Here is a 25777-nt window from a genome sequence, read left to right as displayed (position 1 = left end):
GGCCGGCCTTGGTCCTGCCGCGCGGCTGGTAACTCACTGTGAGGTTACGCAGCGTTACTCTGCTGCGTCAAGCCGAATGGTCCGCACCGACTCTTCCGTGGCAGCGATGGCCGATTACGCCAGGGGGGTGATCAGGGGCCTCTCGGTCACCTGCTACCGTGGATGGCGCAAATCCGACGTCCTTTAAAGTCCGTCCCGTGAGGCGGAGAAGGGGGTCCGTTTCGTATGGACAAGCAGCAAGAGTTCGGCAAGCAGGAAAAGCCCGGCGCCGTGGCGCCGGCATCCGATGCGCGGCCCGTTCTCGAAGGCCCGGACATCGCGCGGGTGCTGACCCGCATCGCCCACGAGATCGTCGAGCGCGCCAAGGGCGCCGACGACGTGGTGCTTCTCGGCATCCCGACCCGCGGCGTCTTCCTCGCCCAGCGTCTCGCCGCCAAGCTGGAGCAGATCACCGACCGCAAGACACCCGTCGGTTCGCTCGACATCACCATGTACCGCGACGACCTGCGCATGCACCCGCCGCGTGCGCTGGCCCGCACCGAGATCCCCGGTGACGGCATCGACGGCAGACTGGTGGTCCTCGTCGACGACGTGCTCTTCTCCGGCCGCACCATCCGCGCCGCCCTCGACGCCCTGAACGACATCGGGCGCCCCCGCGCGGTCCAGCTCGCGGTCCTCGTCGACCGCGGCCACCGCGAACTGCCCATCCGCGCCGACTACGTCGGCAAGAACCTCCCCACGTCGCTGCGGGAGACGGTCAAGGTACTGCTCGCCGAGGAGGACGGTCGCGACACCGTGCTGCTCGGTGCGAAGCCGACCTCGTAGCCGGCCGAGGGATCGCACCGCCGCGGTGCGCCCAGGCCTGCCCGCAATCTCCCCTATGTGAACTGCCTTACGGAGCCTGACAGATGCAGCGTCATCTCATCTCGGCCGCCGACCTCACCCGCGACGACGCCGTCCTGATCCTCGACACCGCCGAGGAGATGGCCCGGGTCGCCGACCGGCCGATCAAGAAGCTGCCGACCCTGCGCGGCCGCACCGTCGTCAACCTCTTCTTCGAGGACTCGACCCGGACCCGGATCTCCTTCGAGGCCGCCGAGAAGCGCCTCTCCGCCGATGTCATCAACTTCACCGCCAAGGGGTCCAGCGTCTCCAAGGGCGAGTCCCTGAAGGACACCGCCCAGACCCTGGAGGCGATGGGCGTCGACGCTGTCGTCATCCGGCACGGCGCCTCCGGAGCGCCCTACCGGCTCGCCAACTCCGGCTGGATCGACGCGGCCGTCATCAACGCCGGCGACGGCACCCATCAGCACCCCACCCAGGCCCTCCTGGACGCCTTCACCATGCGCCGCCGCCTCGTCGGCCGGGACGCCGGCACCGGGCAGGACCTGGCCGGCAAGCGCATCACGATCGTCGGCGACGTCCTGCACAGCCGCGTCGCCCGCTCCAACGTCGACCTGCTGCACACCCTCGGCGCCGAGGTCACCCTGGTGGCCCCGCCCACCCTGGTGCCGGTCGGCGTCGAGAACTGGCCCTGCGAGGTGTCGTACGACCTCGACGCGGTCCTCCCCAAGTCCGACGCGGTGATGATGCTCCGCGTGCAGCGCGAGCGCATGAACGCCGCGTTCTTCCCGACCGAGCGCGAGTACTCGCGCCGCTACGGTCTCGACGGCGAGCGGATGGCGAGGATGCCCGAGCACGCCATCGTGATGCACCCCGGCCCGATGGTCCGTGGCATGGAGATCACCGCCGAGGTCGCCGACTCCGAGCGCTGCACCGTGGTCGAGCAGGTCGCAAACGGAGTCTCCATCCGGATGGCCGTTCTGTACCTCCTGCTCGGCGGCAACGAACCCGCCGTCAGCCATGCCCGCACCACCGAGGAGAAGTAAGACCCATGAGCAAGATCCTTATCCGTGGTGCGAAGGTGCTCGGCGGTGAGCCGCAGGACGTCCTGATCGACGGCGAGGTCATCGAGGCGGTCGGCTCCGGACTGTCCGTCGAGGGCGCCGAGGTCGTCGAGGCCGCCGGCAAGGTGCTGCTGCCCGGGCTGGTCGACCTGCACACCCACCTGCGCGAGCCGGGCCGCGAGGACTCCGAGACGGTCCTCACCGGCACCCGCGCGGCCGCCTCCGGCGGCTACACGGCCGTCTTCGCCATGGCCAACACCTTCCCGGTCGCCGACACCGCGGGTGTCGTCGAGCAGGTCTACCGGCTCGGCCAGGAGCACGGCTACTGCGACGTCCAGCCGATCGGCGCGGTCACCGTCGGCCTGGAGGGCAGGAAGCTCGCCGAGCTCGGCGCCATGCACGAGTCGGCCGCCGGGGTCACCGTCTTCTCCGACGACGGCAAGTGCGTGGACGACGCCGTGATCATGCGCCGCGCCCTGGAGTACGTGAAGGCCTTCGGCGGGGTCGTCGCGCAGCACGCCCAGGAGCCCCGGCTGACCGAGGGCGCCCAGATGAACGAGGGCGTGGTCTCCGCCGAGCTGGGGCTCGGCGGCTGGCCCGCGGTGGCCGAGGAATCGATCATCGCCCGGGATGTCCTGCTCGCCGAGCACGTCGGCTCCCGCGTCCACATCTGCCACCTCTCCACCGCCGGCTCCGTCGAGATCGTGCGCTGGGCCAAGTCCCGGGGCATCGACGTCACCGCCGAGGTCACCCCGCACCACCTGCTCCTCACCGACGAGCTGGTGCGGTCGTACAACCCGGTCTACAAGGTGAACCCACCGCTGCGCACCGAGCGGGACGTCCTGGCCCTGCGCGAGGCGCTCGCCGACGGCACGATCGACATCGTCGCCACCGACCACGCCCCGCACCCGCACGAGGACAAGGACTGCGAGTGGGCCGCCGCCGCCATGGGGATGGTGGGCCTGGAGACCGCGTTGTCGGTGGTGCAGGCGACCATGGTGGACACGGGCCTGCTGACCTGGGCCGGTGTCGCCGACCGCATGTCCGCCAAGCCCGCGCGGATCGGACAGGCCACCGGCCACGGCCGTCCCGTCTCGGCTGGTGAGCCCGCCAACCTCACCCTCGTCGACACGGAATACCGTGGCCTGGTGGACCCCGCGGGCTTCGCCTCGCGCAGCCGCAACACCCCGTACGAGGGACGCGAGCTGCCGGGCCGTGTCACCCACACGTGGCTGCGGGGCAAGGCGACGCTCGTGGACGGGAAGCTGACGTGACACCTCTGATCCTGCTGGCCGACGAGAAGAAGTCGGCCGCGGTCACCGACTGGTCCGCCCGCATAGGCTGGCTGGTCGGCCTCGCCCTCTTCGTCGCACTCGTCTACTGGCTGATGCGCGAGGGCTGGAAGTGGCGCGGCACCCTCCAGGGCGACCTCCCGGAGCTGCCCAGCGCGCCGGACGACCTCGGTGCCGTGAGACTGACGATGAGCGGCCGCTACCACGGCTCCACCACCGCCGGGCAGTGGCTGGACCGCATCGTGGCCCGCGGCCTCGGCTCCCGCAGCCGGGCCGAGCTCACCCTGACCGACGCGGGCCTGGACGTCGTACGCCCCGGCGCGACCGACTTCTTCATCCCCGCCGACGCGCTCCGCGAGGCCCTGCTCGGCAAGGGCATCGCGGGCAAGGTCCTCACCGAGGGCGGACTCCTCGTGGTGACCTGGGCGCACGGCGACAAACTGATCGACTCCGGTTTCCGCTCGGACCACGCGGCCGAGCACACCGAGTGGGTCGACGCCATCAACTCCATGATCAAGACACCCAGCACGGAAGGCGCCGAACGATGACGACCTCCACAAGGGGAGCCGGCAAGGTTCCCGCGGTACTCGTCCTGGAGGACGGCCGGATCTTTCGCGGCCGCGCCTACGGGGCCGTGGGGGAGACCTTCGGCGAGGCCGTCTTCTCCACCGGCATGACCGGCTACCAGGAGACCCTGACCGACCCGTCCTACGACCGCCAGATCGTGGTCGCCACCGCCCCGCAGATCGGCAACACGGGGTGGAACGACGAGGACGACGAGTCCAGCCGCATCTGGGTCTCCGGCTACGTCGTGCGCGACCCCGCGCGCGTGCCCTCCAACTGGCGCGCCAAGCGTTCGCTGGACGAGGAACTGGTCGCGCAGGGCGTGGTCGGCATCTCCGGGATCGACACCCGCGCTCTCACCCGCCACCTGCGCGAGCGCGGCTCCATGCGCGCGGGCGTCTTCTCGGGCGAGGCGATCGCCTCCGACGCCGAGCTCCTCGCGCGCGTGCAGGCCCAGCCGCACATGAAGGGCGCCTCGCTGTACGAGGAGGTCGCCACCAAGGAGGCCTACGTCGTCCCCGCGGTCGGCGAGAAGCGGTTCACCGTCGCCGCCATCGACCTCGGCATCAAGGGCATGACCCCGCAGCGGATGGCCGAGCGCGGCATCGAGGTGCACGTACTGCCCGCGACCGCCACCGCCGACGACGTGTACGCCGTCTCCCCGGACGGCGTGTTCTTCTCCAACGGCCCAGGCGACCCGGCCACGGCCGACGGCCCGGTGGCCCTCATGTCCGCCGTCCTGGAGCGCAGGACCCCGCTCTTCGGCATCTGCTTCGGCAACCAGATCCTCGGCCGCGCGCTCGGCTTCGGCACCTACAAGCTGAAGTACGGCCACCGGGGCATCAACCAGCCGGTCCAGGACCGTACGACCGGCAAGGTCGAGGTCACCGCGCACAACCACGGCTTCGCGGTCGACGCGCCGCTCGACAAGGTCAGCGAGACGGAGTTCGGCCGTGCCGAGGTCTCGCACGTCTGCCTGAACGACGACGTCGTGGAGGGGCTGCAGCTGCTCGACCAGCCGGCCTTCTCCGTCCAGTACCACCCCGAAGCGGCAGCCGGCCCGCACGACGCCGCCTACCTGTTCGACCGCTTCGTTTCCCTGATGGAGGGCCAGCGTGCCTAAGCGCACCGATATCCAGTCCGTCCTGGTCATCGGCTCCGGCCCGATCGTCATCGGCCAGGCCGCCGAGTTCGACTACTCCGGCACCCAGGCCTGCCGCGTGCTGCGCGCCGAGGGCCTCAGGGTCATCCTCGTCAACTCCAACCCGGCGACGATCATGACCGACCCGGAGATCGCCGACGCGACCTATGTCGAGCCGATCACCCCGGAGTTCGTCGAGAAGATCATCGCCAAGGAGCGCCCCGACGCCCTGCTGCCCACCCTGGGCGGCCAGACGGCCCTGAACACCGCGATCTCGCTCGACGGGAACGGTGTCCTGGCCAAGTACGGCGTCGAACTGATCGGCGCCAACGTCGAAGCCATCAACAAGGGCGAGGACCGCGACCTCTTCAAGGAGGTCGTGGCGGAGGTCCGCAAGAAGATCGGGCACGGCGAGTCCGCGCGCTCGGTCATCTGCCACTCCATGGACGAGGTCCTCGCCGGTGTGGAGGAGCTCGGCGGCTACCCGGTCGTCGTCCGGCCCTCCTTCACCATGGGCGGCGCCGGTTCCGGCTTCGCGCACGACGAGGTGGAGCTGCGCCGCATCGCCGGCCAGGGCCTGACCCTCTCCCCGACCACCGAGGTGCTCCTGGAGGAGTCCATCCTCGGCTGGAAGGAGTACGAGCTGGAGCTGATGCGCGACAAGCACGACAACGTCGTGGTCGTCTGCTCCATCGAGAACTTCGACCCCATGGGCGTGCACACCGGCGACTCGATCACCGTCGCGCCCGCGATGACGCTGACCGACCGCGAGTACCAGATCCTGCGTGACATCGGCATCGCCGTCATCCGCGAGGTCGGCGTCGACACCGGCGGCTGCAACATCCAGTTCGCGGTCAACCCGGAGGACGGCCGGGTCATCGTCATCGAGATGAACCCGCGGGTGTCCCGGTCCTCGGCGCTCGCCTCCAAGGCAACCGGCTTCCCGATCGCGAAGATCGCGGCGAAGCTGGCCGTCGGGTACACCCTCGATGAAATCCCCAACGACATCACGCAGGAGACCCCTGCCTCCTTCGAGCCCACGCTCGACTACGTGGTGGTCAAGGCCCCGCGCTTCGCGTTCGAGAAGTTCCCGCAGGCCGACTCCACGCTGACCACGACCATGAAGTCGGTCGGCGAGGCCATGGCCATCGGCCGCAACTTCCCCGAGGCCTTCCAGAAGGCGCTGCGCTCGCTGGAGAAGAAGGGCAGTCAGTTCACCTTCGTCGGTGAGCCCGGCGACAAGCAGGCGCTGCTGCACGAGGCGGTACGGCCCACCGACGGCCGGATCAACACCGTCATGCAGGCCATCCGGGCGGGCGCCACCCCCGAGGAGGTCTTCGAGTTCACGAAGATCGACCCGTGGTTCGTCGACCAGCTCTTCCTGATCAAGGAGATCGCCGACGAGCTCGCCGAGGCGCCGGAGCTCACCGCCGACCTGCTCGCCGACGCCAAGCGGCACGGCTTCTCCGACCAGCAGATCGGTGAGATCCGCGGGCTGCGCGAGGACGTGGTGCGCGAGGTCCGGCACGCGCTGAGCGTCCGCCCGGTCTACAAGACGGTCGACACCTGCGCCGCCGAGTTCGCCGCCAGGACGCCGTACTTCTACTCCTCCTACGACGAGGAGACCGAGGTCGCGCCGCGCGAGAAGCCCGCCGTCATCATCCTGGGCTCCGGTCCCAACCGCATCGGCCAGGGCATCGAGTTCGACTACTCGTGCGTGCACGCGTCCTTCGCGCTGAGCGACGCGGGTTACGAGACGGTGATGGTCAACTGCAACCCGGAGACCGTCTCCACCGACTACGACACCTCCGACCGGCTCTACTTCGAGCCGCTGACGCTGGAGGACGTGCTGGAGATCGTCCATGCCGAGCAGCAGGCCGGTCCGGTCGCGGGCGTGGTCGTGCAGCTGGGCGGCCAGACCCCGCTCGGCCTGTCCCAGGCGCTGAAGGACAACGGCGTGCCGATCGTCGGCACCTCCCCGGAGGCCATCCACGCGGCCGAGGACCGGGGTGCCTTCGGCCGCGTCCTCGCCGAGGCGGGCCTGCCGGCCCCCAAGCACGGCACGGCGACCACCTTCGCCGAGGCCAAGGCCATCGCCGACGAGATCGGCTACCCGGTCCTCGTCCGGCCCTCGTACGTGCTCGGCGGCCGCGGCATGGAGATCGTCTACGACGAGACCCGCCTCGCCACCTACATCGCCGAGTCCACCGAGATCAGCCCCTCCCGGCCGGTCCTGGTCGACCGGTTCCTGGACGACGCGATCGAGATCGACGTCGACGCCCTCTACGACGGCGAGGAGCTGTACCTCGGCGGCGTCATGGAGCACATCGAGGAGGCCGGCATCCACTCCGGCGACTCGGCGTGCGCCCTGCCCCCGATCACGCTCGGCGGCTTCGACATCAAGCGGCTGCGCGCCTCCACCGAGGCCATCGCGCGCGGGGTCGGCGTACGCGGTCTGATCAACATCCAGTTCGCGATGGCCGGGGACATCCTGTACGTCCTCGAAGCCAACCCGCGCGCGTCCCGCACGGTTCCCTTCACCTCGAAGGCGACCGCGGTGCCGCTGGCCAAGGCCGCCGCCCGGATCTCGCTGGGCGCGACCGTCGCCGAGCTGCGCGCCGAGGGGCTGCTGCCGGCCCGCGGCGACGGCGGCGAGCTGCCGTTCGACGCGCCGATCTCCGTGAAGGAGGCGGTCATGCCGTGGTCGCGGTTCCGTGACATCCACGGCCGGGGTGTGGACACCGTCCTCGGCCCGGAGATGCGCTCCACCGGCGAGGTCATGGGCATCGACTCCGTCTTCGGCACGGCGTACGCCAAGTCGCAGGCCGGGGCGTACGGGCCGCTGCCCACCAAGGGCCGCGCGTTCATCTCCGTAGCCAACCGCGACAAGCGCTCGATGATCTTCCCGGCGCGCGAGCTGGTCGCCCACGGCTTCGAGCTGCTGGCCACCTCCGGCACGGCCGAGGTGCTCAAGCGGAACGGCATCAACGCGAAGGTGGTCCGCAAGCAGTCGGAGGGTGTCGGTCCCAACGGCGAGAAGACCATCGTGCAGCTCATCCACGACGGCGAGGTCGACCTCATCGTCAACACCCCCTACGGCACCGGGGGTCGTCTGGACGGGTACGAGATCCGGACGGCCGCGGTGGCGCGGTCGGTGCCGTGCCTGACGACCGTGCAGGCGCTTGCGGCGGCCGTGCAGGGGATCGACGCGCTGAACCACGGGGACGTGGGGGTGCGGTCGCTGCAGGAGCACGCGGAGCGTTTGACGGCCGCGAGGGACTGAGGCCGTAGTGAGGCTGCGGGCCGGTGGGGGCCGGTCGCGGCCACGCGGCGGAGCCGCATGTTGAGCACTGCCCCGCGCCCCTGAAGCGGCGCGTGGCCCAGCCGTCTACCGAGGGGGGCACCGGAAAGCGGTGTCCCCCTCTTCATGAGGACATGATGTACAAGATCTTCTTCCAGCTCGTCTTCCGGCGGATGGACCCCGAAGCCGCCCACCACCTCGCCTTCCGGTGGATCCGGCTCGCGGCCCGTGTCCCCGTCCTGCGCACCTTCGTCGCGGCCGCCCTGGCTCCCCGCTACAAGGAGCTGCGCACCGAGGCCTTCGGGCTGCGGATGCACGGGCCCTTCGGGCTGGCCGCCGGGTTCGACAAGAACGCGGTGGCGATCGACGGGATGTCGATGCTGGGGTTCGACCACGTCGAGATCGGGACCGTGACCGGGGACGCGCAGCCCGGCAATCCCAAGAAGCGGCTGTTCCGGCTGGTCGCCGACCGGGCGCTGATCAACCGCATGGGTTTCAACAACGACGGTTCGCTGGCCGTCGCCGCGCGGCTGGCGACCCGTGAGGCCGTCTTCAGGACCGTCGTCGGTGTCAACATCGGCAAGACCAAGGTCGTACCGGAGGCGGAAGCCGTCGGCGACTACGTGAAGTCCGCCGAGCGGCTCGCACCGTACGCCGACTACCTCGTCGTGAACGTGTCGTCCCCGAACACCCCGGGGCTGCGCAGCCTCCAGGCCGTCGATCAACTGCGTCCGCTCCTGACGGCCGTGCGCGAGGCCGCCGACCGTGTGGCCGCGAACCGCCGGGTGCCGCTGCTGGTGAAGATCGCGCCGGACCTCGCCGACGAGGATGTGGACGCCGTCGCGGATCTGGCCCTCGAACTGGGGCTCGACGGGATCATCGCGACCAACACCACCATCGCGCGGGAGGGGCTGGGGCTGCGGTCCGATCCCGCCCTGGTGAAGGAGACCGGCGGGCTCTCCGGGGCGCCGCTCAAAACGCGCTCGCTGGAGGTGCTGAGGCGCCTGTACGCCCGCGTGGGCGACCGGATCACCCTGGTGGGCGTCGGGGGCGTCGAGAACGCCGAGGACGCCTGGCAGCGCATCCTGGCCGGTGCCACGCTGGTCCAGGGCTACAGCGCCTTCATCTACGAGGGGCCGTTTTACGCTCGCGCCCTCCACAAGGGCCTCGCCGCGCGTCTGCGCACCAGCCCGTACGCCACCCTCGCCGACGCGGTCGGCGCCGACGTGAGGAAGACCGTATGAGCCCGTCGGAGCCCTTCGGCGCGCGGCTGCGCCACGTGATGGACGAGCGCGGCCCGCTGTGCGTCGGTATCGACCCGCACGCCTCGCTGCTCTCCGAATGGGGTCTGAACGACGACGTGGCGGGCCTGGAGCGGTTCAGCCGTACCGTCGTCGAGGCGGTGGCGGACCGGGTCGCCGTGATGAAGCCGCAGAGCGCGTTCTTCGAGCGGTTCGGCTCGCGGGGGGTCGCGGTCCTTGAGCGGGTGGTGCAGGAGGCGCGGGCGGCCGGGACGCTGGTCGTGATGGACGCCAAGCGCGGCGACATCGGCTCCACCATGGCCGGGTACGCCGAGGCCTATCTGCACAAGGACGCCCCGCTGTTCTCGGACGCCCTGACCGTCTCGCCCTACCTGGGCTACGGCTCGCTCAGCCCGGCCGTCGCGCTGGCCAGGGAGAGCGGGGCCGGCCTGTTCGTGCTGGCGCTGACCTCCAATCCGGAGGGGCCGGAGGTGCAGCACGCGGTGCGCGCCGACGGCCGTACGGTCGGCGCCACCATGCTGGCCCACCTGGCCGCCGAGAACGCGGGGGAGGAGCCGCTGGGCTCCTTCGGCGCCGTCGTCGGTGCCACGGTCGGCGACCTGTCGTCGTACGACCTCGACATCAACGGTCCGCTCCTCGCGCCCGGCGTGGGCGCCCAGGGGGCGACGGCGGCCGACCTTCCCACGGTCTTCGGGGCCGCGGTGCGCAACGTGGTTCCAAACGTGAGCCGAGGTGTTTTGCGTCACGGTCCGGACGTGACGGCGCTGCGGGCGGCCGCGGAGCGGTTCGCGGGCGAGATCCGGGGTGTCGTCGCAGGTCGGTGAGGGCTCCGACGAGACGCCGGTGACTGCTCCGGTGGGCACTTCGGCGACGGCCCGAGCGTGAATACATCCTCAAATCCGGGGCAGTATGTCTGAAATGTCCGGCCTCACGGAGGCTGACCAGGACTTTTCCGCTGTTCTCGCTGACTCCGGCGGACTTGCCCGCTAGTCTCCGAGCAGAGTCCGCGGGCAAGCGTGTTGCTCGTAGCTCCCCAGGTGTGGGGCGACTAGGTTCCTCACCGGTCCGTATCCGACAGTTCGACATCCGAGGTGACGTAGGCGTGGCTCTTCCGCCCCTTACCCCTGAACAGCGCGCAGCCGCGCTCGAAAAGGCCGCCGCGGCTCGCCGGGAGCGGGCCGAGGTCAAGAATCGACTCAAGCACTCCGGCGCCTCTCTTCACGAGGTCATCAAGCAGGGCCAGGAAAACGACGTCATCGGCAAGATGAAGGTCTCCGCCCTGCTTGAGTCCCTGCCGGGCGTGGGCAAGGTCCGCGCCAAGCAGATCATGGAGCGACTCGGGATCTCCGAGAGCCGCCGGGTGCGTGGCCTCGGGTCCAACCAGATCGCCTCCCTGGAGCGCGAGTTCGGCAGCACCGGCTCCTGATCGCCGGGCTGCCCGGGACAGCCGTCCCGGGCAGCCCGCGATTGCTGGAATAATCGCTGCATGGCTGCAACATTCCGGGGGACGACCCCCGAGCCCCCGGACGTACGTCCGCGGCTGACCGTGCTCTCCGGCCCCTCCGGGGTCGGCAAGAGCACGGTCGTCGCTCATATGCGCAAGGAGCACCCGGAGGTCTGGCTCTCGGTGTCGGCGACCACCCGCAGGCCCCGCCCGGGTGAGAAGCACGGAGTCCACTACTTCTTCGTCTCCGACGAGGAGATGGACAAGCTGATCGCCAACGGCGAACTCCTGGAGTGGGCCGAATTCGCCGGCAACCGCTACGGCACCCCGCGTGCCGCGGTGCTGGAGCACCTCGAAGCCGGCGTGCCGGTCCTCCTGGAGATCGACCTCCAGGGCGCCCGTCAGGTCCGCGAGACCATGCCGGAGGGCCGGCTGGTGTTCCTGGCCCCGCCCTCCTGGGAGGAGCTGGTGCGCAGGCTCACCGGACGCGGCACCGAGGCGCCCGAGGTGATCGAGCGCCGGCTGGACGCGGCCAAGATCGAACTCGCGGCCGAGCCGGAGTTCGACGAGACACTGGTCAACACCTCCGTCGAGGACGTGGCGCGCGAGCTGCTAGCCTTGATGGACGTTGTGTGATCGTCACTGATCATGCACACTGAATCTTTCCCATCCATCGGAAGGCAGAGCGTGTCCTCTTCCATCACCGCGCCCGAGGGCATCATCAACCCTCCGATCGACGAGCTTCTTGAGGCCACCGACTCGAAGTACAGCCTCGTGATCTACGCGGCCAAGCGCGCGCGCCAGATCAACGCGTACTACTCGCAGCTCGGCGAGGGCCTCCTTGAGTACGTCGGTCCGCTCGTCGACACCCACGTCCACGAGAAGCCGCTCTCCATCGCCCTGCGCGAGATCAACGCGGGTCTGCTGACCTCCGAGGCCATCGAAGGCCCGGCTCAGTAGTACTTTCGTATTGCAGTTGACTTATCCACAGGCCCGGCAGCTGACTGTCGGGCCTGTGGTGTGTGATGGCGTCATGGAATCGACGAGTGGAGGCCCGGTGGACAAGCCGAAGGTCGTGCTGGGGGTCAGCGGCGGCATCGCCGCGTACAAGGCCTGTGAGCTGCTGAGAAGGTTCACGGAGTCGGGCCATGACGTCCGGGTCGTCCCCACCGCCTCCGCGCTGCACTTCGTCGGCGCCGCCACCTGGTCCGCCCTCTCCGGCAACCCCGTCTCCACCGAGGTCTGGGACCACGTCGAAGAGGTCCCGCACGTCCGGATCGGCCAGCACGCCGACCTGGTCGTCGTCGCCCCCGCCACCGCCGACATGCTGGGCAAGGCGGCCCACGGCCTCGCCGACGACCTGCTCACCAACACCCTCCTCACGGCCCGCTGCCCGGTCGTCTTCGCCCCCGCGATGCACACCGAGATGTGGGAGCACCCGGCCACCCAGGAGAACGTCGCCACGCTGCGCCGCCGTGGCGCCGTCGTGATCGAACCGGCGGTCGGCCGCCTCACCGGCGTCGACACCGGCAAGGGCCGCCTGCCCGACCCGGCGGAGATCTTCGAGGCCTGCCGTCGCGTCCTCGCCCGGGGAGCGCGGGAACCCGACCTGGCCGGCCGCCATGTCGTCGTCTCCGCCGGGGGCACCCGCGAGCCCCTCGACCCCGTCCGCTTCCTCGGCAACCGCTCCTCCGGCAAGCAGGGCTACGCCCTCGCCCGCACGGCCGCCGCCCGGGGTGCCCGGGTGACGCTGGTCGCCGCGAACACCGCCGGCCTGCCGGACCCGGCCGGCGTGGACGTCGTCCCGGTCGGCACGGCCGTCCAGCTGCGCGAGGCGGTGCTGAAGGCGGCCGCCGACGCCGACGCGGTGGTGATGGCCGCGGCCGTCGCCGACTTCCGTCCCGCGGTCTACGCCGCCGGGAAGATCAAGAAGAAGGACGGGCAGGATCCCGAGCCGATCGTCCTGGTGCGGAATCCGGACATCCTCGCGGAGATCTCGGCCGACCGGGCGCGGTCCGGACAGGTGATCGTCGGCTTCGCCGCCGAGACCGACGACGTCCTCGCCAACGGCCGGACCAAGCTGGCCCGCAAGGGCTGCGACCTGCTCGTGGTGAACGAGGTGGGAGAGCGGAAGACCTTCGGCTCCGAGGAGAACGAGGCCGTGGTGCTCGGCGCCGACGGCAGCGAGACTCCTGTGCCGCACGGGCCGAAGGAGGCTCTGGCCGACACCGTGTGGGACCTGGTGGCGGCCCGTTTGGGTTAACTTATTTCAGCCATATGTCAACTTTCTCGGGTGTGACATTACGGTGCGATGGCTCTGGCCAAGGCCGTCGGCCATTGGGCAGAATGCCCGTGCCGCAGGTCACAGCACTCCCGAGTGTCGAGACAGGTGGGCCGGCGGCCGAGTGCGACCGATAAACTGTTCTCGGACGATGCCCGGGTGCAGCCCCCGTGTCGTCCGCCAATGATCAGCCAGCAGCCGCTGCAACCCCAGGGAGCGTTGTGTCCCGTCGCCTGTTCACCTCGGAGTCCGTGACCGAGGGCCACCCCGACAAGATCGCTGACCAGATCAGCGACACCATTCTCGACGCGCTTCTGCGCGAGGACCCGACCTCCCGGGTCGCCGTCGAGACGCTGATCACCACCGGCCTCGTGCACGTGGCCGGCGAGGTCACGACCAAGACGTACGCGGACATCGCGACGCTGGTCCGCAACAAGATCCTTGAGATCGGCTACGACTCCTCGAAGAAGGGCTTCGACGGAGCCTCCTGCGGCGTCTCGGTCTCGATCGGCGCGCAGTCCCCGGACATCGCCCAGGGCGTGGACACGGCGTACGAGAACCGGGTCGAGGGCGACGAGGACGAGCTCGACAAGCAGGGCGCCGGCGACCAGGGCCTGATGTTCGGCTACGCGACCGACGAGACGCCCACCCTGATGCCGCTGCCGATCTTCCTGGCGCACCGGCTGTCGAAGCGGCTCTCCGAGGTCCGAAAGAACGGCACCATCCCCTACCTGCGCCCCGACGGCAAGACGCAGGTCACCATCGAGTACGACGGCGACAAGGCCGTCCGCCTCGACACGGTCGTGGTCTCCAGCCAGCACGCCTCGGACATCGACCTGGAGTCGCTGCTCGCCCCCGACATCCGCGAGTTCGTCGTGGAGCCGGAGCTGAAGGCGCTGCTGGACGACGGCATCAAGCTCGACACCGAGAACTACCGTCTGCTGGTCAACCCGACCGGCCGCTTCGAGATCGGCGGCCCGATGGGTGACGCCGGCCTGACCGGCCGCAAGATCATCATCGACACCTACGGCGGCATGGCCCGCCACGGCGGCGGTGCGTTCTCCGGCAAGGACCCGTCCAAGGTCGACCGCTCGGCCGCCTACGCCATGCGCTGGGTCGCCAAGAACGTCGTCGCGGCCGGCCTGGCCGCCCGCTGCGAGGTCCAGATCGCCTACGCGATCGGCAAGGCCGAGCCCGTCGGTCTCTTCGTCGAGACCTTCGGCACGGCCAAGGTCGACCACGAGAAGATCGAGAAGGCGATCGACGAGGTCTTCGACCTGCGTCCGGCAGCCATCATCCGCGACCTCGACCTGCTCCGCCCGATCTACGCCCAGACCGCCGCGTACGGCCACTTCGGCCGCGAGCTCCCCGAATTCACCTGGGAGCGTACGGACCGCGTGGACGCCCTGCGCACGGCCGCGGGCCTGTAACCCCGAAGCCGCCTCGCCGAAGGCCCGGTCTCCCCGCGGGGAGACCGGGCCTTCGGCGCGTCCCGGAAGCTTTCTTCCCGCTGCCGGTGTCCGGTTGCCGGAGTGGGCTCGGGCGGCGTCGGTTGTCAGTGGCGTTTGGTAAGAATGCAAGGGTGAGCAGCGAGAACGGGCAGGGGGGCGGGGGCGCCGGAGGGGTGCCGCCGGAGCAGCTCGCGCTCATTCGGGAGAGCGTGCGGGGGGCCAAGGTGCCGCGGGCCAAGCCGCGGACCTGGCGGGGGGCCGCGCTGGCCGAGCGGTTGCCGGTCGCGCGGGTGCTCGTGGACAAGGGCGTGCTCCATCTCGACCGGTACTTCGACTACGCCGTCCCCGCCGAGCTGGACGCCGACGCGCAGCCCGGGGTGCGGGTCCGGGTGCGGTTCGGGGCAGGCCGGCACCGGGTGCGGGACGGGCGCCGGGAGGGCGGGGGGCTCATCGACGGGTTCCTCGTCGAGCGGCTCGCCGAGTCCGACTACTCGGGGCCGCTGGCCGCGCTGGCCCAGGTGGTGTCGCCCGAGCCGGTGCTGAGCGAGGAACTGCTGCGGCTCGCACGGGCGGTCGCCGACCGGTACGCGGGGAGCCTCGCGGACGTGCTCCAGCTGGCCGTGCCGCCGCGCAGCGCGCGGGCCGAGAAGCGGCCGTCCCCCGAGCCGCTGCCGCCCCCGCCCGTGCCGGGTACCGGGAGCTGGTCGCGGTACGAGCACGGGGCCGCCTTCGTCGAGGCGCTGGCCTCCGGCGGTGCGCCGCGCGCGGTGTGGAACGCCCTGCCGGGGTCCGGATGGAGCGAGGAGATCGCCCGGGCCGTCGCCGCCACACTCGCCTCGGGACGCGGCGCGCTCGTCGTCGTACCGGACGGACGGGCCGCCGCGCGGGTCGATGCCGCGCTCACCGCGGTGCTGGGCGACGGACGGCACGCGCTGCTCACGGCCGACGCCGGGCCCGAGAAGCGGTACGCGCAGTGGCTCGCCGTCAGCCGTGGGTCGGTGCGGGCGGTGGTGGGGACGCGGGCGGCCATGTTCGCGCCCGTGCGGGACCTCGGGCTCGTCGCGATCTGGGACGACGGGGACGACAGCCACAGCGAGCAGCACGCCCCGCAGCCGCATGCGCGGGACGTGCTGCTGTTGCGTGCCGCGCTGGACAAGTGCGGTTTTCTGCTCGGGAGTTGGAGCTGCACGGTGGAGGCCGCGCAGCTCGTGGCGAACGGCTGGGCGCGGCCCTTGGCCGCGGGCAGGGAACAGGTACGGCAGGCCGCGCCCCTGGTGCGGACGGTCGGGGACGGAGACCTCGCGCGGGACGAGGCGGCGCGGGCCGCCCGGCTGCCGACGCTCGCCTGGCAGGCGGTCCGGGACGGACTGCGACACGGGCCGGTGCTGGTGCAGGTGCCGCGGCGGGGGTATGTGCCCCGGATGGCCTGTGCCCAGTGCCGGGCACCGGCGCGCTGCCGGCACTGCGCCGGCCCCCTGGAGGCGCGGGACGCAGGCGCGCTGGGGTGCGGGTGGTGCGGGCGCGAGGAGAGCGACTGGCACTGCCCGGAGTGCGGTGGGTTCCGGTTGCGGGCACAGGTGGTCGGGGCCCGGCGGACCGCCGAGGAGCTGGGGCGGGCCTTTCCCGCCGTACCCGTTCGGACCTCGGGTCGTGAGCAGGTGCTGGACACCGTGCCGGGGACGCCCGCGCTGGTCGTGAGTACACCGGGTGCGGAACCGGTCGCCGAGGGGGGGTATGCGGCGGCCCTGCTGCTGGACGGGTGGGCCATGCTGGGGCGGCCGGATCTGCGCGCCGGTGAGGACGCGCTGCGCCGGTGGATCGCGGCCGGGGCGCTGGTGCGGCCGCAGGGGGACGGTGGGACGGTGGTCGTCGTCGCGGAGCCCACCCTGCGGCCCGTGCAGGCGCTGGTGCGGTGGGATCCCGTCGGGCACGCGGTCCGGGAGCTGGCCGAGCGGGCGGAGCTCGGGTTTCCGCCGGTGTCGCGGATGGCGGCGGTCTCGGGGACGGCGGAGGCGCTCGCCGAGTTCCTCGGTACGGCCGGACTTCCTCCGGACGCCGAGGTGTTGGGGCCGGTGCCGGTGCCCGTGGCGCGGGCCGGGGCGCCTCGGCGGGCGGGGGCGCCGCCGCCGGGGGAGCACTGGGAGCGGGCGCTGGTACGGGTGCCGCCGGGCAGCGGGGCGGCGCTGGCCGCCGCGCTGAAGTCGGCTCAGGCCGCGCGGATGGCGCGGGGGAGCGGAGGCGGCAGCGCGGGCGGGGGCGGGGAGGCGGTTCGGGTGCGGATCGATCCGCCGGACATCGGGTGACCTGGCAGACGGCTGCCCTCCCGGATGCTTGCCGGGAGGGCAGGGGCGGGCGGATCAGCCCTTGAGGTCAGCCGTGGGGCCGTTCGGCCGTGGCGTGCGTCAGCTGTGGTGGACGTCAGCCGTTGCGTTGCGGGGGCCGGGGAAGGCGGTTGGCCTGGCCTCGTCGCGCAGGGTGGGGCTGCCGGCGGTCGGCTGGGTCGGCATGGAGCGGGCGGCCGGGACCGTCGGCACGGTGGGGAGTCCGCCGCCCACGTTGATCGTGCGGGTGCCCGACACTTCCGTGGACAGGTCGGGCTCGGCCGTGGCCGCCGTCTGGGAGGCGGCGCGCCGGGCGCCGTAACGGCGGTGCACCGCCTGCTTGGTGACTCCGAGCGCGGAGCCCACCGCGTCCCACGAGAAGCCGAGTGAACGGTCGAAGTCCACGGCGGCCGTGACCAGGGTTTCGACGCTGTCCCGGAGTTCCTGGGCGAGACGGACCGTCGGGGCGGGGGCGCGTCCGTAGACGACGAAGCCCGTGGACGGGCCGGAGCGGCGCGGGCGGTAGACGTTGCCCAACTGGGCGGTGAGCGTGCGTAGTGCGTCCACCTGGCGGCGGACCCGCTCGATGTCCCGCACCAGCAAGTGCAGGCTGGCCCGGGCCTGGGCGTCGTGGGTTGCGTGGTCGGCCATGAACAAGCCTCTCGAACCGGCGTGAAAGGAATGGGCCGCGCGTATGCGGCCCGTTGTGGTCAACTCTCTCTTGACCAACGCGTGGGCGCTCCGCTGGTCACGGTGTGGGGGCGTATGGGCATATGCGTACGCCGTGCGGCGGGGGTGCACCACCGGGGAGTTCTCCCACTCACGCACCACCCGTCCCGGTCAGCAGAGAGGTTGAGCGACCTGCGGGGGTGCCCACCGCCGGCGGCTTGCCGTGGGCTGTGGGGGTGGGTGATCGGGGCGGCATAGACTTGTTTGTTGCCCGTGTCGATGTCGTTGGAGAGGGTCGCAGTCGCCCATGAAGCTTGTCTTCGCCGGTACTCCCGAAGTCGCCGTTCCTGCTCTGGACGCTCTCGTCTCCTCCGGACGGCACGAGGTGGCCGCCGTGGTCACGCGGCCCGACGCGCCGGCCGGGCGGGGGCGCAGGCTGGTCGCTTCGCCTGTGGCCGAGCGGGCGATGGAGGCCGGGATCGAGGTGCTGAGGCCGGTCAAGCCCCGCGATCCGGAGTTTCTGGAGCGGCTGACGGAGATCGCGCCGGACTGCTGTCCGGTGGTGGCGTACGGCGCCCTGCTGCCGCGGGTCGCGCTCGACGTACCCGCCCACGGGTGGGTCAACCTGCACTTCTCGCTGCTTCCCGCCTGGCGCGGTGCGGCTCCCGTCCAGCACTCCATCATGGCGGGGGACGAGATCACGGGCGCTTCTACGTTCCTCATCGAGGAGGGGCTGGACTCCGGGCCCGTCTACGGGACCGTCACCGAGGAGGTCCGGCCCACCGACACCAGCGGTGACCTGCTCACCCGGCTCGCCTTCGCCGGGGCCGGGCTGCTCGCCGCGACCATGGACGGTATCGAGGACGGCACGCTCAAGGCCGTACCGCAGCCGGCGGAGGGCATCACCCTCGCGCCGAAGATCGGCGTCGAGGACGCGAAGATCGACTGGTCGGCGCCGGCGCTGCGGGTCGACCGGGTGGTGCGGGGCTGCACTCCGGCCCCGGGTGCCTGGACCACCTTCCGCGGTGAGCGGCTCAAGCTCATCCAGGTGACGCCGGTGCCCGAGCGGACCGATCTCGCCCCGGCGCAGATCGCCGTCGGGAAGAACAACGTGCATGTGGGGACGGGGTCGTACGCCGTGGAGATGCTGTGGGTTCAGGCCCAGGGCAAGAAGCCGATGCGGGCCGCCGACTGGGCCCGCGGTGTGCGCATCGGCGCCGGGGAGACGCTCGGCGACTGAGTCCCCGTTCCCCAGCAGCGGCTCTCCGGCGTACCCGGCGTACGCTGGGAGTCGCCTCATTCCCATGACCGGAGCACCTTTTTCGTGAGCGAGCAGTCCCGGCGGCCGCGCAGGCCCGCCAAGCCCTACCGCCGTCCCCAGAAGGACCCCGTCCGCATCCTCGCCTTCGAGGCGCTGCGCGCCGTGGACGAGCGGGACGCGTACGCCAACCTCGTGCTGCCGCCACTGCTGCGCAAGGCACGGGAGAAGGGCGACTTCGACGGACGGGACGCCGCGCTCGCGACCGAGCTGGTGTACGGGACGCTGCGCCGGCAGGGGACGTACGACGCGATCATCGCCGAGTGCGTCGACCGGCCGCTGCGCGAGGTGGACCCGCCGGTGCTGGACGTGCTCAGCCTGGGGGTGCATCAGCTGCTCGGGACCCGGATTCCCAGCCACGCCGCCGTCTCCGCCTCCGTCGAACTGGCCCGGGTGGTGCTGGGCGACGGGCGGGCCAAGTTCGTCAACGCCGTGCTCCGCAAGGTCGCGCAGGACGATCTCGACGGCTGGATCGCCAAGGTCGCGCCGCCTTACGACGATGACCCCGAGGATCATCTGGCCGTGGTGCACTCACACCCCAGGTGGGTCGTCTCCGCGCTCTGGGACTCGCTGGGGGGCGGCCGTGCGGGGATCGAGGAGCTGCTGACCGCCGACAACGAGCGGCCCGAGGTGACGCTGGTCGCCCGGCCGGGGCGGGCCACCACCGAGGAACTGCTCGGGGAGGAGGCCGCCGTACCGGGGCACTGGTCGCCGTACGCCGTGCGGCTCGCGGAGGGCGGGGAGCCCGGCGCCATCACGGCGGTGCAGGAGGGCAGGGCGGGTGTGCAGGACGAGGGCAGCCAGCTGGTCGCCCTCGCGCTCGCCAACGTGCCGGTCGAGGGCTCGGACGAGAAGTGGCTGGACGGCTGCGCAGGCCCCGGCGGCAAGGCCGCGCTGCTCGGCGCGCTCGCCGCCGAGCGGGGGGCCGTGCTGCTCGCCTCCGAGAAGCAGCCGCACCGGGCCGGGCTGGTCGAGAAGGCGCTGCACGGCAACCCGGGGCCCTACCAGGTGATCGCCGCCGACGGCACCCGGCCGCCGTGGCGTCCCGGCAGCTTCGACCGGGTCCTGATGGACGTCCCGTGCACGGGCTTGGGCGCGTTGCGCCGCCGTCCCGAGGCACGGTGGCGCCGCCGCCCCGAGGACCTCGACAACTTCGGCCCGCTGCAGCGGGCCCTGCTGCGCACCGCCGTCGACTCCGTGCGGGTGGGCGGTGTCGTCGGCTACGCGACCTGTTCCCCGCACCTCGCGGAGACGCGCGCGGTCGTGCAGGACATTCTCAAGCAGCGTCCGGAGACGGAGCTGGTGGACGCGCGCCCGTTGCTGCCGGGGGTGCCGGAGCTGGGCGAGGGGCCCGACGTGCAGCTGTGGCCGCATCTGCACGGCACCGACGCGATGTACCTGGCACTGATCCGCCGGACCGGCTGAGGTGGGGGTGGGGGCGCTCCCGGCGCCGGCCGGGTGCTTCCCCCAGAGGGGGCCCCAGCGCCCACCCGTGCCGCCCTGGGGGTACCTCCCAGGCCCTTGAGGCACTGGGGGAGGCACGACTGCCCGCGGCTGGTGAGACACGGTGGGCGAAGCGCCCGGTAGGGGCGCGGGGAACTGCGCGACCAGCCCCCGCACGCCCGCGGCTCACAACGGACCGCATCCACCCCCGAACCCCACTCGGCCCACCCCGTCAGGGCATGGCACGCTTGGGGCATGGCCGTGCAGATCAACCCCAGTATCCTGTCCGCCGACTTCGCCCGCCTCGCGGACGAGGCGAAGGCGGTCGAAGGCGCCGACTGGCTCCACGTCGACGTCATGGACAACCACTTCGTCCCGAACCTCACGCTCGGTGTGCCGGTCGTAGAGTCCCTGGCCCGTGCTACGGACACCCCGCTGGACTGCCATCTGATGATCGAGGCCCCCGACCGGTGGGCACCGCAGTACGTCGAAGCGGGTGCCTCCTCGGTCACCTTCCACGTGGAGGCGGCGGCCGCCCCGGTGCGGCTCGCGCGCGAGATCCGGGCGAAGGGCGCCCGCGCCTCCATGGCCCTCAAGCCCGCGACGCCCATCGAACCGTACGAGGACCTGCTCCCCGAGCTGGACATGCTGCTGATCATGACGGTGGAGCCGGGCTTCGGCGGTCAGGCCTTCCTCGACATCATGCTGCCCAAGATCCGCCGCACCCGGGAGTTGATCAGCAAGCACGGACTGGAGCTCTGGCTCCAGGTCGACGGCGGAGTTTCCGCGTCCACGATCGAGCGGTGCGCGGACGCCGGAGCCGACGTTTTTGTGGCAGGTTCCGCGGTGTACGGGGCAAACGACCCGGCAGAGGCGGTACGTGCACTACGCACGCAGGCGGAGACGGCCATCGCCCAGGCGTCCTGGGCGTGCGACCACTGAGGTACGGGAACGTGAACGGCTCCGATCAGGGCTGATCAAGTGCGCCGGATCTGCAAGGATGAACGGCGTATCCAGAGTGTGAACAGCAGTGAGGAGATGGCCGTGTCGGGTATGTCGGCGGGCCGGTCAGCCATGCGGATGGGACCCGCAGAGCTGGTGCAGGCGGCGGCCATGGCCCGCCGCTTCTACCTCGAAGGCAAGTCCAAGATCCAGATCGCTGAGGAGTTCGGCGTCAGCCGCTTCAAAGTGGCCCGGGTACTGGAGACTGCCCTCGAAAGGGATCTCGTACGCATCGAGATCCGCGTACCGGCCGAACTGGACGCCGAGCGCTCGGACGCGCTCCGCGCCCGCTACGGCCTGCGGCATGCCGTCGTGGTCGAGTCCCCGGCCGAGGCGGAGGAGACCCCTGACCCCGAGAACCTCGGCGAGGTCGCCGCGGACCTGCTCGGTGAACTGGTGAACGAGGGGGATGTACTCGGCCTCGCCTGGGGCCGGTCCACCATCCACATGGCGGCCGCGCTCGACCGGCTGCCGCCCTGCACGGTGGTGCAGCTGACCGGCGTGTACGACGCGGGGACCTCCGAGCGCGGCTCGGTGGAGGCCGTCCGGCGCGCCGCCCAGGTGTCCGGCGGCGACGCGCACCCCATCTACGCGCCGATGCTGCTGCCCGACGCGGCCACCGCGGTCGCGCTGCGCAACCAGACCGGGATCGCCCGGGCCTTCGAGTACTTCGACAAGGTCACGGTCGCCTGTGTCTCCATCGGCTCCTGGGAGCCCGGCATCTCCACGGTGCACGACATGCTCAGCGACGAGGAGCGCGCGCACTACGCCACGCTGGGCGTCGCCGCCGAGATGGCCGCGCACCTCTTCGACGCCGAGGGCCGCCGGGTCGGACGGGACCTGGGGGAACGGTGCATCACGGTCAAGGCCGACCAGTTGCGCCGTATCCCGGAGGTCGTCGCGATCGCGGGCGGCCAGCGCAAGGCGGCCGCGATCGACGCGGTGCTGCGGTCGGGGCTGGTCACCAGCCTCGTCACCGACACCTCGGCCGCCGACTACCTGATGACGGCGGGCACCACCCCCAGGCCCGCGCTGAACCGTGCGGACCCGGACGGACCCTGACCGGGAACAGGGCGGCGCCGCGGCAGCCGAGGTGACAACGCTGCCGTGGCGGCCGGGCGGACCCTGGAGCAGCGGCTCTCAGGACCCGGCCGGCAGTGCCGCGTCGATCAGGAGGGCGGCCGCCTCCCGGGCGACCGCGCCCACCGACGGGTCACGGTCCATCCGCGCGGACACCGCGCCCCCGTCGTACAGCAGGTGCAGCCGGCGGGCCAGGCCCTCGGGATCCGGGGCTCCGGCGTCCCGGGCGAGGTCGGTGAACAGCGCGCGGACCCAGGCACGGGAGGCGTCGGAGGCCTCCTCGATGGCGCTGCCGTGCTTGGCCTCCGCGCTGGCCGCCATGAAGGCGCACCCGTGGTAGTTCTGCTCGGAGAAGAGCTCGGCCTGTGCGTCGAAGACGGCGAGCAGCCGGTCCCGCGGGGTGCCGGCGCCCGCGACACCGCGCAGCAGCCGCTCGGTCAGCCGGGCGTGCCGCGAGTCGAGGTAGGCGCGGATGAGCTGTTCCTTGCCGCCGAAGGTGTTGTACAGCGAGGCCTTGGCCACCCCGGCGTGCTCGATGATCCGGTCGATCCCGACCGTCTGCACGCCCTCCGCGTAGAACAGCTCGTTCGCCGCCGAGAGCAGCCGCTCCCGGGCCGTGGGGGCCTTGGCGGCGGTCAGCGTCTTCGTCATGCCACTCACCTTCCCGACACTTCCAGTCTACGGATGACCAGACCGGTCTACTCAGTCAGCGCGCCGGTGTGGCGGCCTGGGGCTGCTCCGCCCGGACCGGCACCGTCTGCGGGCCGCCGGAGGCCACCTTCACCCCGGGCGCGGTCTGCGGCCCGCCGCGCAACAGCAGGGCGGCCAGGGCCAGCAGCGCCAGGCCGATGACCACCGCGCCGTACTCCTCGGAGGTCGGGACCAGTCCGCCCCCGTGCACCACCAGCGCACCGGCGGCGACCGAGGGGACGCCCATGCCGAGGTAGGCGACGACGAACAGCAGGGACAGCACGCCCGAGCTCTCGTGGGGCCTGGTCAGCGGCAGCACGGTGCGGATGCCGCCCTGGAAACCGCTGCCGAAGCCGAGGCCGGCGACGGCCGTACCGACGAAGAACAGCGCCGGCATGCGCTGGTCGACGGCCACCAGGGTGAGCGTCACCCCGGCGACGAGCGCCGCGATGCCGGTGTACATCAGGGTGGTCGCCGAGGCCTTGCGCAGGGCGAGGACCGAGCTTGCCGCCACGAACGCGAGGACGAAGAGGCCGAGGCCGCCCCAGACGGCGGAGGTGGAGCCGACCAGGGTGCGGACCAGGGCGGGGCCGAGCGAGCCGTAGAACCCGGCGAGCGCCCAGACGGCGAAGATGACGGGTGCCGCGGCGAGGGCGGCGCCACGGACCGTCCGCGGCAGCCTGATCTCGGGCACCAGGCCGGCCAGGGCGCCCGGCTTCTTGGTGACGGTCTCGTCGATCAGGGCGACGGCGACCGCCTGGGCCGCGAACACGGCCAGCAGGCCGAGGTAGATCGTGTGGGTCGGGGCGGGCAGGTACTGCACCACGAAGCCGCTGACCAGCGAGCCCGTCGCGGTGCCGAGGCCGGGGGCGAAGGCGTTCGCCACGGTGCCGCGGGAGCGGTTGATGTCCATCATCGCGGCGCCGACCGCGCCCAGCGCGGCGCCGGTGGACAGGCCCTGGACGACGCGGGCGACCAGCAGTTCGCCGACGCCCCCGGCGGTGGAGAACAGCAGCATCGCGGCGGCCTGGGCGGCGATCGCGGTGATCAGGACCGGGCGGCGGCCGACGTGGTCGGACAGCTTGCCGAGGACCAGCAGGCCGGCCAGGACGACGATCGCGTAGACGCCGAAGACGACCGTGGTGGTGATCGGGGTGAAGCCCCATTCGGCCTGGTAGGTCGCGTAGAGCGGGGTGGGCGCGCTGGAGGCGGCGAGGAAGGAGACGATGACGGAGGCGAGCAGGTAGAACGCCGCGCGCGGCGGGATCGGCCTGCGCGATGCCCTGGTCTGCTCGGTCTGCGCGGTTCGCTCGTGCGGTGCGGGGTGGTTCATCGGAGATCCTTCGCGGGGACGGGGCCGAAGACCGTCGTTCGGAGGTCCTGGGTGAGTAGACCTGTCTGTCTACCTGGCCTGGGTAACCCCGTAGACAGGTCTGTCTATTCCGTCGGTGGGGGAATTTTCGTGGAGCGTCTTCGTCCACTCGCCGCCGCCGGCCCCGAGTATGTGTACGACAGGCCGTGTGCCGATCGCATCGGGAGGACGCGTTGACCACCGAACCCCACTCCGTGCCGGGAGCCGAACCGCAGCCGGTGCTCGGTCCGTTGACCACCGCCGCGATCTTCCTGGTGCTCACCGTCCGCCCCGGCGGCGAGGAGGCGGCACGGGAGGTGCTGGGCGATCTCCGCGCGCTGGAGCGCAGCTTCGGGTTCGGCGCCCCGGAAGCCGCGCTGAGCTGCGTCGCCGGGGTCGGCTCCGCCGCCTGGGACCGCCTGTTCGACCATCCCCGCCCGGCCGGCCTGCACCCCTTCCGGCCGCTGGAAGGCCCCCGGCACACCGCGGTCGCCACCCCCGGCGACCTCCTCCTGCACATCCGGGCCACCCGGTACGACCTGTGCTTCGGGCTCGCCGCCGAGATCATGCGCCGGCTGCGCGACGCGGTGACCGTCGAGGACGAGGTGCAGGGCTTCAAGTACCTCGACGCCCGCGACCTGCTGGGCTTCGTCGACGGCACCGAGAACCCGGTCGGTGCCGCAGCCCGCCGGGCCGTCCTGATCGGCGCGGAGGATCCCGGCCATGCCGGCGGCAGCTATGTGGTCGTGCAGAAGTACGTCCACGACCTCGACGCCTGGAACGCGCTGGCCGTGGAGGCGCAGGAGCGGATCATCGGGCGTACGAAGGCCACCAACCTCGAACTGGAGGAGCCGGCCTCCCATGTGGACCTGAACACGATCACCGGACCCGATGGCGGGGAACAGCAGATCCTGCGGGACAACATGCCGTTCGGCAGCCCCGGCGGCGGCGAGTTCGGCACCTACTTCATCGGGTACGCCCGGACGCCGGACCTCATCGAGCACATGCTGCGCAACATGTTCCTCGGCACCCCGGACGCCACCCACGACCGGATCCTCGACTTCTCCACCGCACTCACCGGCACGCTCTTCTTCGTGCCCTCCGACGACTTCCTGGACGGCCTGCCCGCGCTTCCCGGCTCCCTGTAGGTTCCTCCAACAGGGCCCTGACCTGCCTGGACGTTCGTCCCGGGCATGACGTACCGGTCCGCATGGGAGAATGAAGTACGTGCTTCTCCCCTTGGCCGGCCGGTCCGGGGGT

The 25777-nt window shown here is 71.5% G+C and carries 22 protein-coding genes; 19 read left to right on the top strand and 3 right to left on the bottom strand.

Annotated features, from left to right (window positions below; genetic code table 11):
• Positions 1-225 precede the first annotated feature (225 nt).
• The 14 genes from pyrR (at position 226) to OHB00_RS10555 (ending at position 16946) form a co-directional block, all read left to right on the top strand.
• Positions 226-825 (top strand): bifunctional pyr operon transcriptional regulator/uracil phosphoribosyltransferase PyrR, encoded by a 600-nt coding sequence (gene pyrR / locus OHB00_RS10620; protein WP_406433582.1) that lies wholly within the window; start codon positions 226-228, stop codon positions 823-825.
• A gap of 83 nt (positions 826-908) precedes the next feature.
• Positions 909-1889 carry an aspartate carbamoyltransferase catalytic subunit gene (locus OHB00_RS10615; RefSeq protein ID WP_406433580.1) on the top strand — a complete coding sequence of 327 codons (981 nt, stop codon included), beginning with the start codon at positions 909-911 and terminating at the stop codon, positions 1887-1889.
• A gap of 5 nt (positions 1890-1894) precedes the next feature.
• Entirely contained in the window at positions 1895-3181 is a 1287-nt protein-coding gene (locus OHB00_RS10610) for a dihydroorotase (protein WP_406433578.1), read from the top strand.
• Positions 3178-3747, top strand: a complete 570-nt coding sequence (locus OHB00_RS10605; protein WP_406433576.1) for a hypothetical protein — start codon at positions 3178-3180, stop codon at positions 3745-3747. The genes OHB00_RS10610 and OHB00_RS10605 overlap by 4 nt, the downstream gene beginning before the upstream one ends.
• The gene (gene carA, locus OHB00_RS10600; RefSeq protein ID WP_406433574.1) at positions 3744-4886 is read left to right on the top strand and encodes a glutamine-hydrolyzing carbamoyl-phosphate synthase small subunit; all 1143 of its coding nucleotides are present in this window, start codon (positions 3744-3746) and stop codon (positions 4884-4886) included. The genes OHB00_RS10605 and carA overlap by 4 nt, the downstream gene beginning before the upstream one ends.
• Entirely contained in the window at positions 4879-8187 is a 3309-nt protein-coding gene (carB, locus tag OHB00_RS10595) for a carbamoyl-phosphate synthase large subunit (protein ID WP_406433572.1), read from the top strand. Before carA ends, carB begins: the two co-directional genes overlap by 8 nt.
• Positions 8188-8342: 155 nt before the next feature.
• Positions 8343-9449, top strand: coding sequence for a quinone-dependent dihydroorotate dehydrogenase (locus OHB00_RS10590; protein WP_406445713.1), 1107 nt, complete (start codon positions 8343-8345; stop codon positions 9447-9449).
• On the top strand, positions 9446-10291 hold the full coding sequence (pyrF, locus tag OHB00_RS10585; RefSeq protein WP_406433570.1) for an orotidine-5'-phosphate decarboxylase: 846 nt from the start codon (positions 9446-9448) through the stop codon (positions 10289-10291). The genes OHB00_RS10590 and pyrF overlap by 4 nt, the downstream gene beginning before the upstream one ends.
• Positions 10292-10569: 278 nt before the next feature.
• Positions 10570-10893, top strand: coding sequence for an integration host factor (locus tag OHB00_RS10580; RefSeq protein WP_003977346.1), 324 nt, complete (start codon positions 10570-10572; stop codon positions 10891-10893).
• Positions 10894-10953: 60 nt separating this feature from the next.
• Positions 10954-11547, top strand: coding sequence for a guanylate kinase (gene gmk / locus OHB00_RS10575; RefSeq protein ID WP_189264612.1), 594 nt, complete (start codon positions 10954-10956; stop codon positions 11545-11547).
• Positions 11548-11598: 51 nt separating this feature from the next.
• Entirely contained in the window at positions 11599-11871 is a 273-nt protein-coding gene (rpoZ, locus tag OHB00_RS10570) for a DNA-directed RNA polymerase subunit omega (protein WP_005319902.1), read from the top strand.
• A 97-nt stretch (positions 11872-11968) separates the two neighbouring features.
• Positions 11969-13174, top strand: coding sequence for a bifunctional phosphopantothenoylcysteine decarboxylase/phosphopantothenate--cysteine ligase CoaBC (gene coaBC / locus OHB00_RS10565; protein ID WP_406433568.1), 1206 nt, complete (start codon positions 11969-11971; stop codon positions 13172-13174).
• Between the two features lie 239 nt (positions 13175-13413).
• A complete protein-coding gene (gene metK / locus OHB00_RS10560) occupies positions 13414-14622 on the top strand; it encodes a methionine adenosyltransferase (protein ID WP_406433566.1) in 1209 nt (402 codons plus the stop codon).
• 152 nt (positions 14623-14774) lie between these two features.
• Positions 14775-16946, top strand: coding sequence for a primosomal protein N' (locus tag OHB00_RS10555; protein ID WP_406433564.1), 2172 nt, complete (start codon positions 14775-14777; stop codon positions 16944-16946).
• A gap of 99 nt (positions 16947-17045) precedes the next feature.
• Here the strand turns inward: OHB00_RS10555 and OHB00_RS10550 are convergent, their stop codons facing one another.
• Complete coding sequence (locus tag OHB00_RS10550; protein WP_406433562.1) at positions 17046-17615, bottom strand: hypothetical protein; 570 nt, start codon at positions 17613-17615, stop codon at positions 17046-17048.
• Positions 17616-17940: 325 nt separating this feature from the next.
• On the opposite strand from OHB00_RS10550, the gene fmt reads away from it, so the two are divergent.
• From fmt to OHB00_RS10530, 4 genes are all read left to right on the top strand, one after another.
• Positions 17941-18873, top strand: coding sequence for a methionyl-tRNA formyltransferase (gene fmt / locus OHB00_RS10545; protein ID WP_406433560.1), 933 nt, complete (start codon positions 17941-17943; stop codon positions 18871-18873).
• A gap of 84 nt (positions 18874-18957) precedes the next feature.
• Positions 18958-20376 carry an RsmB/NOP family class I SAM-dependent RNA methyltransferase gene (locus OHB00_RS10540; protein WP_406433558.1) on the top strand — a complete coding sequence of 473 codons (1419 nt, stop codon included), beginning with the start codon at positions 18958-18960 and terminating at the stop codon, positions 20374-20376.
• A 273-nt stretch (positions 20377-20649) separates the two neighbouring features.
• Positions 20650-21336 carry a ribulose-phosphate 3-epimerase gene (rpe, locus tag OHB00_RS10535; RefSeq protein ID WP_406433556.1) on the top strand — a complete coding sequence of 229 codons (687 nt, stop codon included), beginning with the start codon at positions 20650-20652 and terminating at the stop codon, positions 21334-21336.
• 78 nt (positions 21337-21414) lie between these two features.
• Positions 21415-22458 (top strand): sugar-binding transcriptional regulator, encoded by a 1044-nt coding sequence (locus tag OHB00_RS10530; protein ID WP_406433554.1) that lies wholly within the window; start codon positions 21415-21417, stop codon positions 22456-22458.
• Between the two features lie 78 nt (positions 22459-22536).
• Here the strand turns inward: OHB00_RS10530 and OHB00_RS10525 are convergent, their stop codons facing one another.
• Positions 22537-23127: a TetR/AcrR family transcriptional regulator gene (locus OHB00_RS10525; RefSeq protein WP_406433552.1), complete on the bottom strand. Its 591-nt coding sequence runs from the start codon at positions 23125-23127 to the stop codon at positions 22537-22539.
• A gap of 55 nt (positions 23128-23182) precedes the next feature.
• Positions 23183-24499, bottom strand: a complete 1317-nt coding sequence (locus tag OHB00_RS10520; RefSeq protein ID WP_406433550.1) for an MFS transporter — start codon at positions 24497-24499, stop codon at positions 23183-23185.
• 212 nt (positions 24500-24711) lie between these two features.
• On the opposite strand from OHB00_RS10520, the gene OHB00_RS10515 reads away from it, so the two are divergent.
• A complete protein-coding gene (locus OHB00_RS10515; protein WP_406433548.1) occupies positions 24712-25665 on the top strand; it encodes a Dyp-type peroxidase in 954 nt (317 codons plus the stop codon).
• The last annotated feature ends 112 nt before the right edge of the window (positions 25666-25777 follow it).

This window comes from Streptomyces sp. NBC_00631 (assembly GCF_045206895.1).
GTDB lineage: Bacteria > Actinomycetota > Actinomycetes > Streptomycetales > Streptomycetaceae > Streptomyces.
Note: the sequence above shows the minus strand (reverse complement) of the source record. Positions and strands in the feature narration are given on the sequence as shown.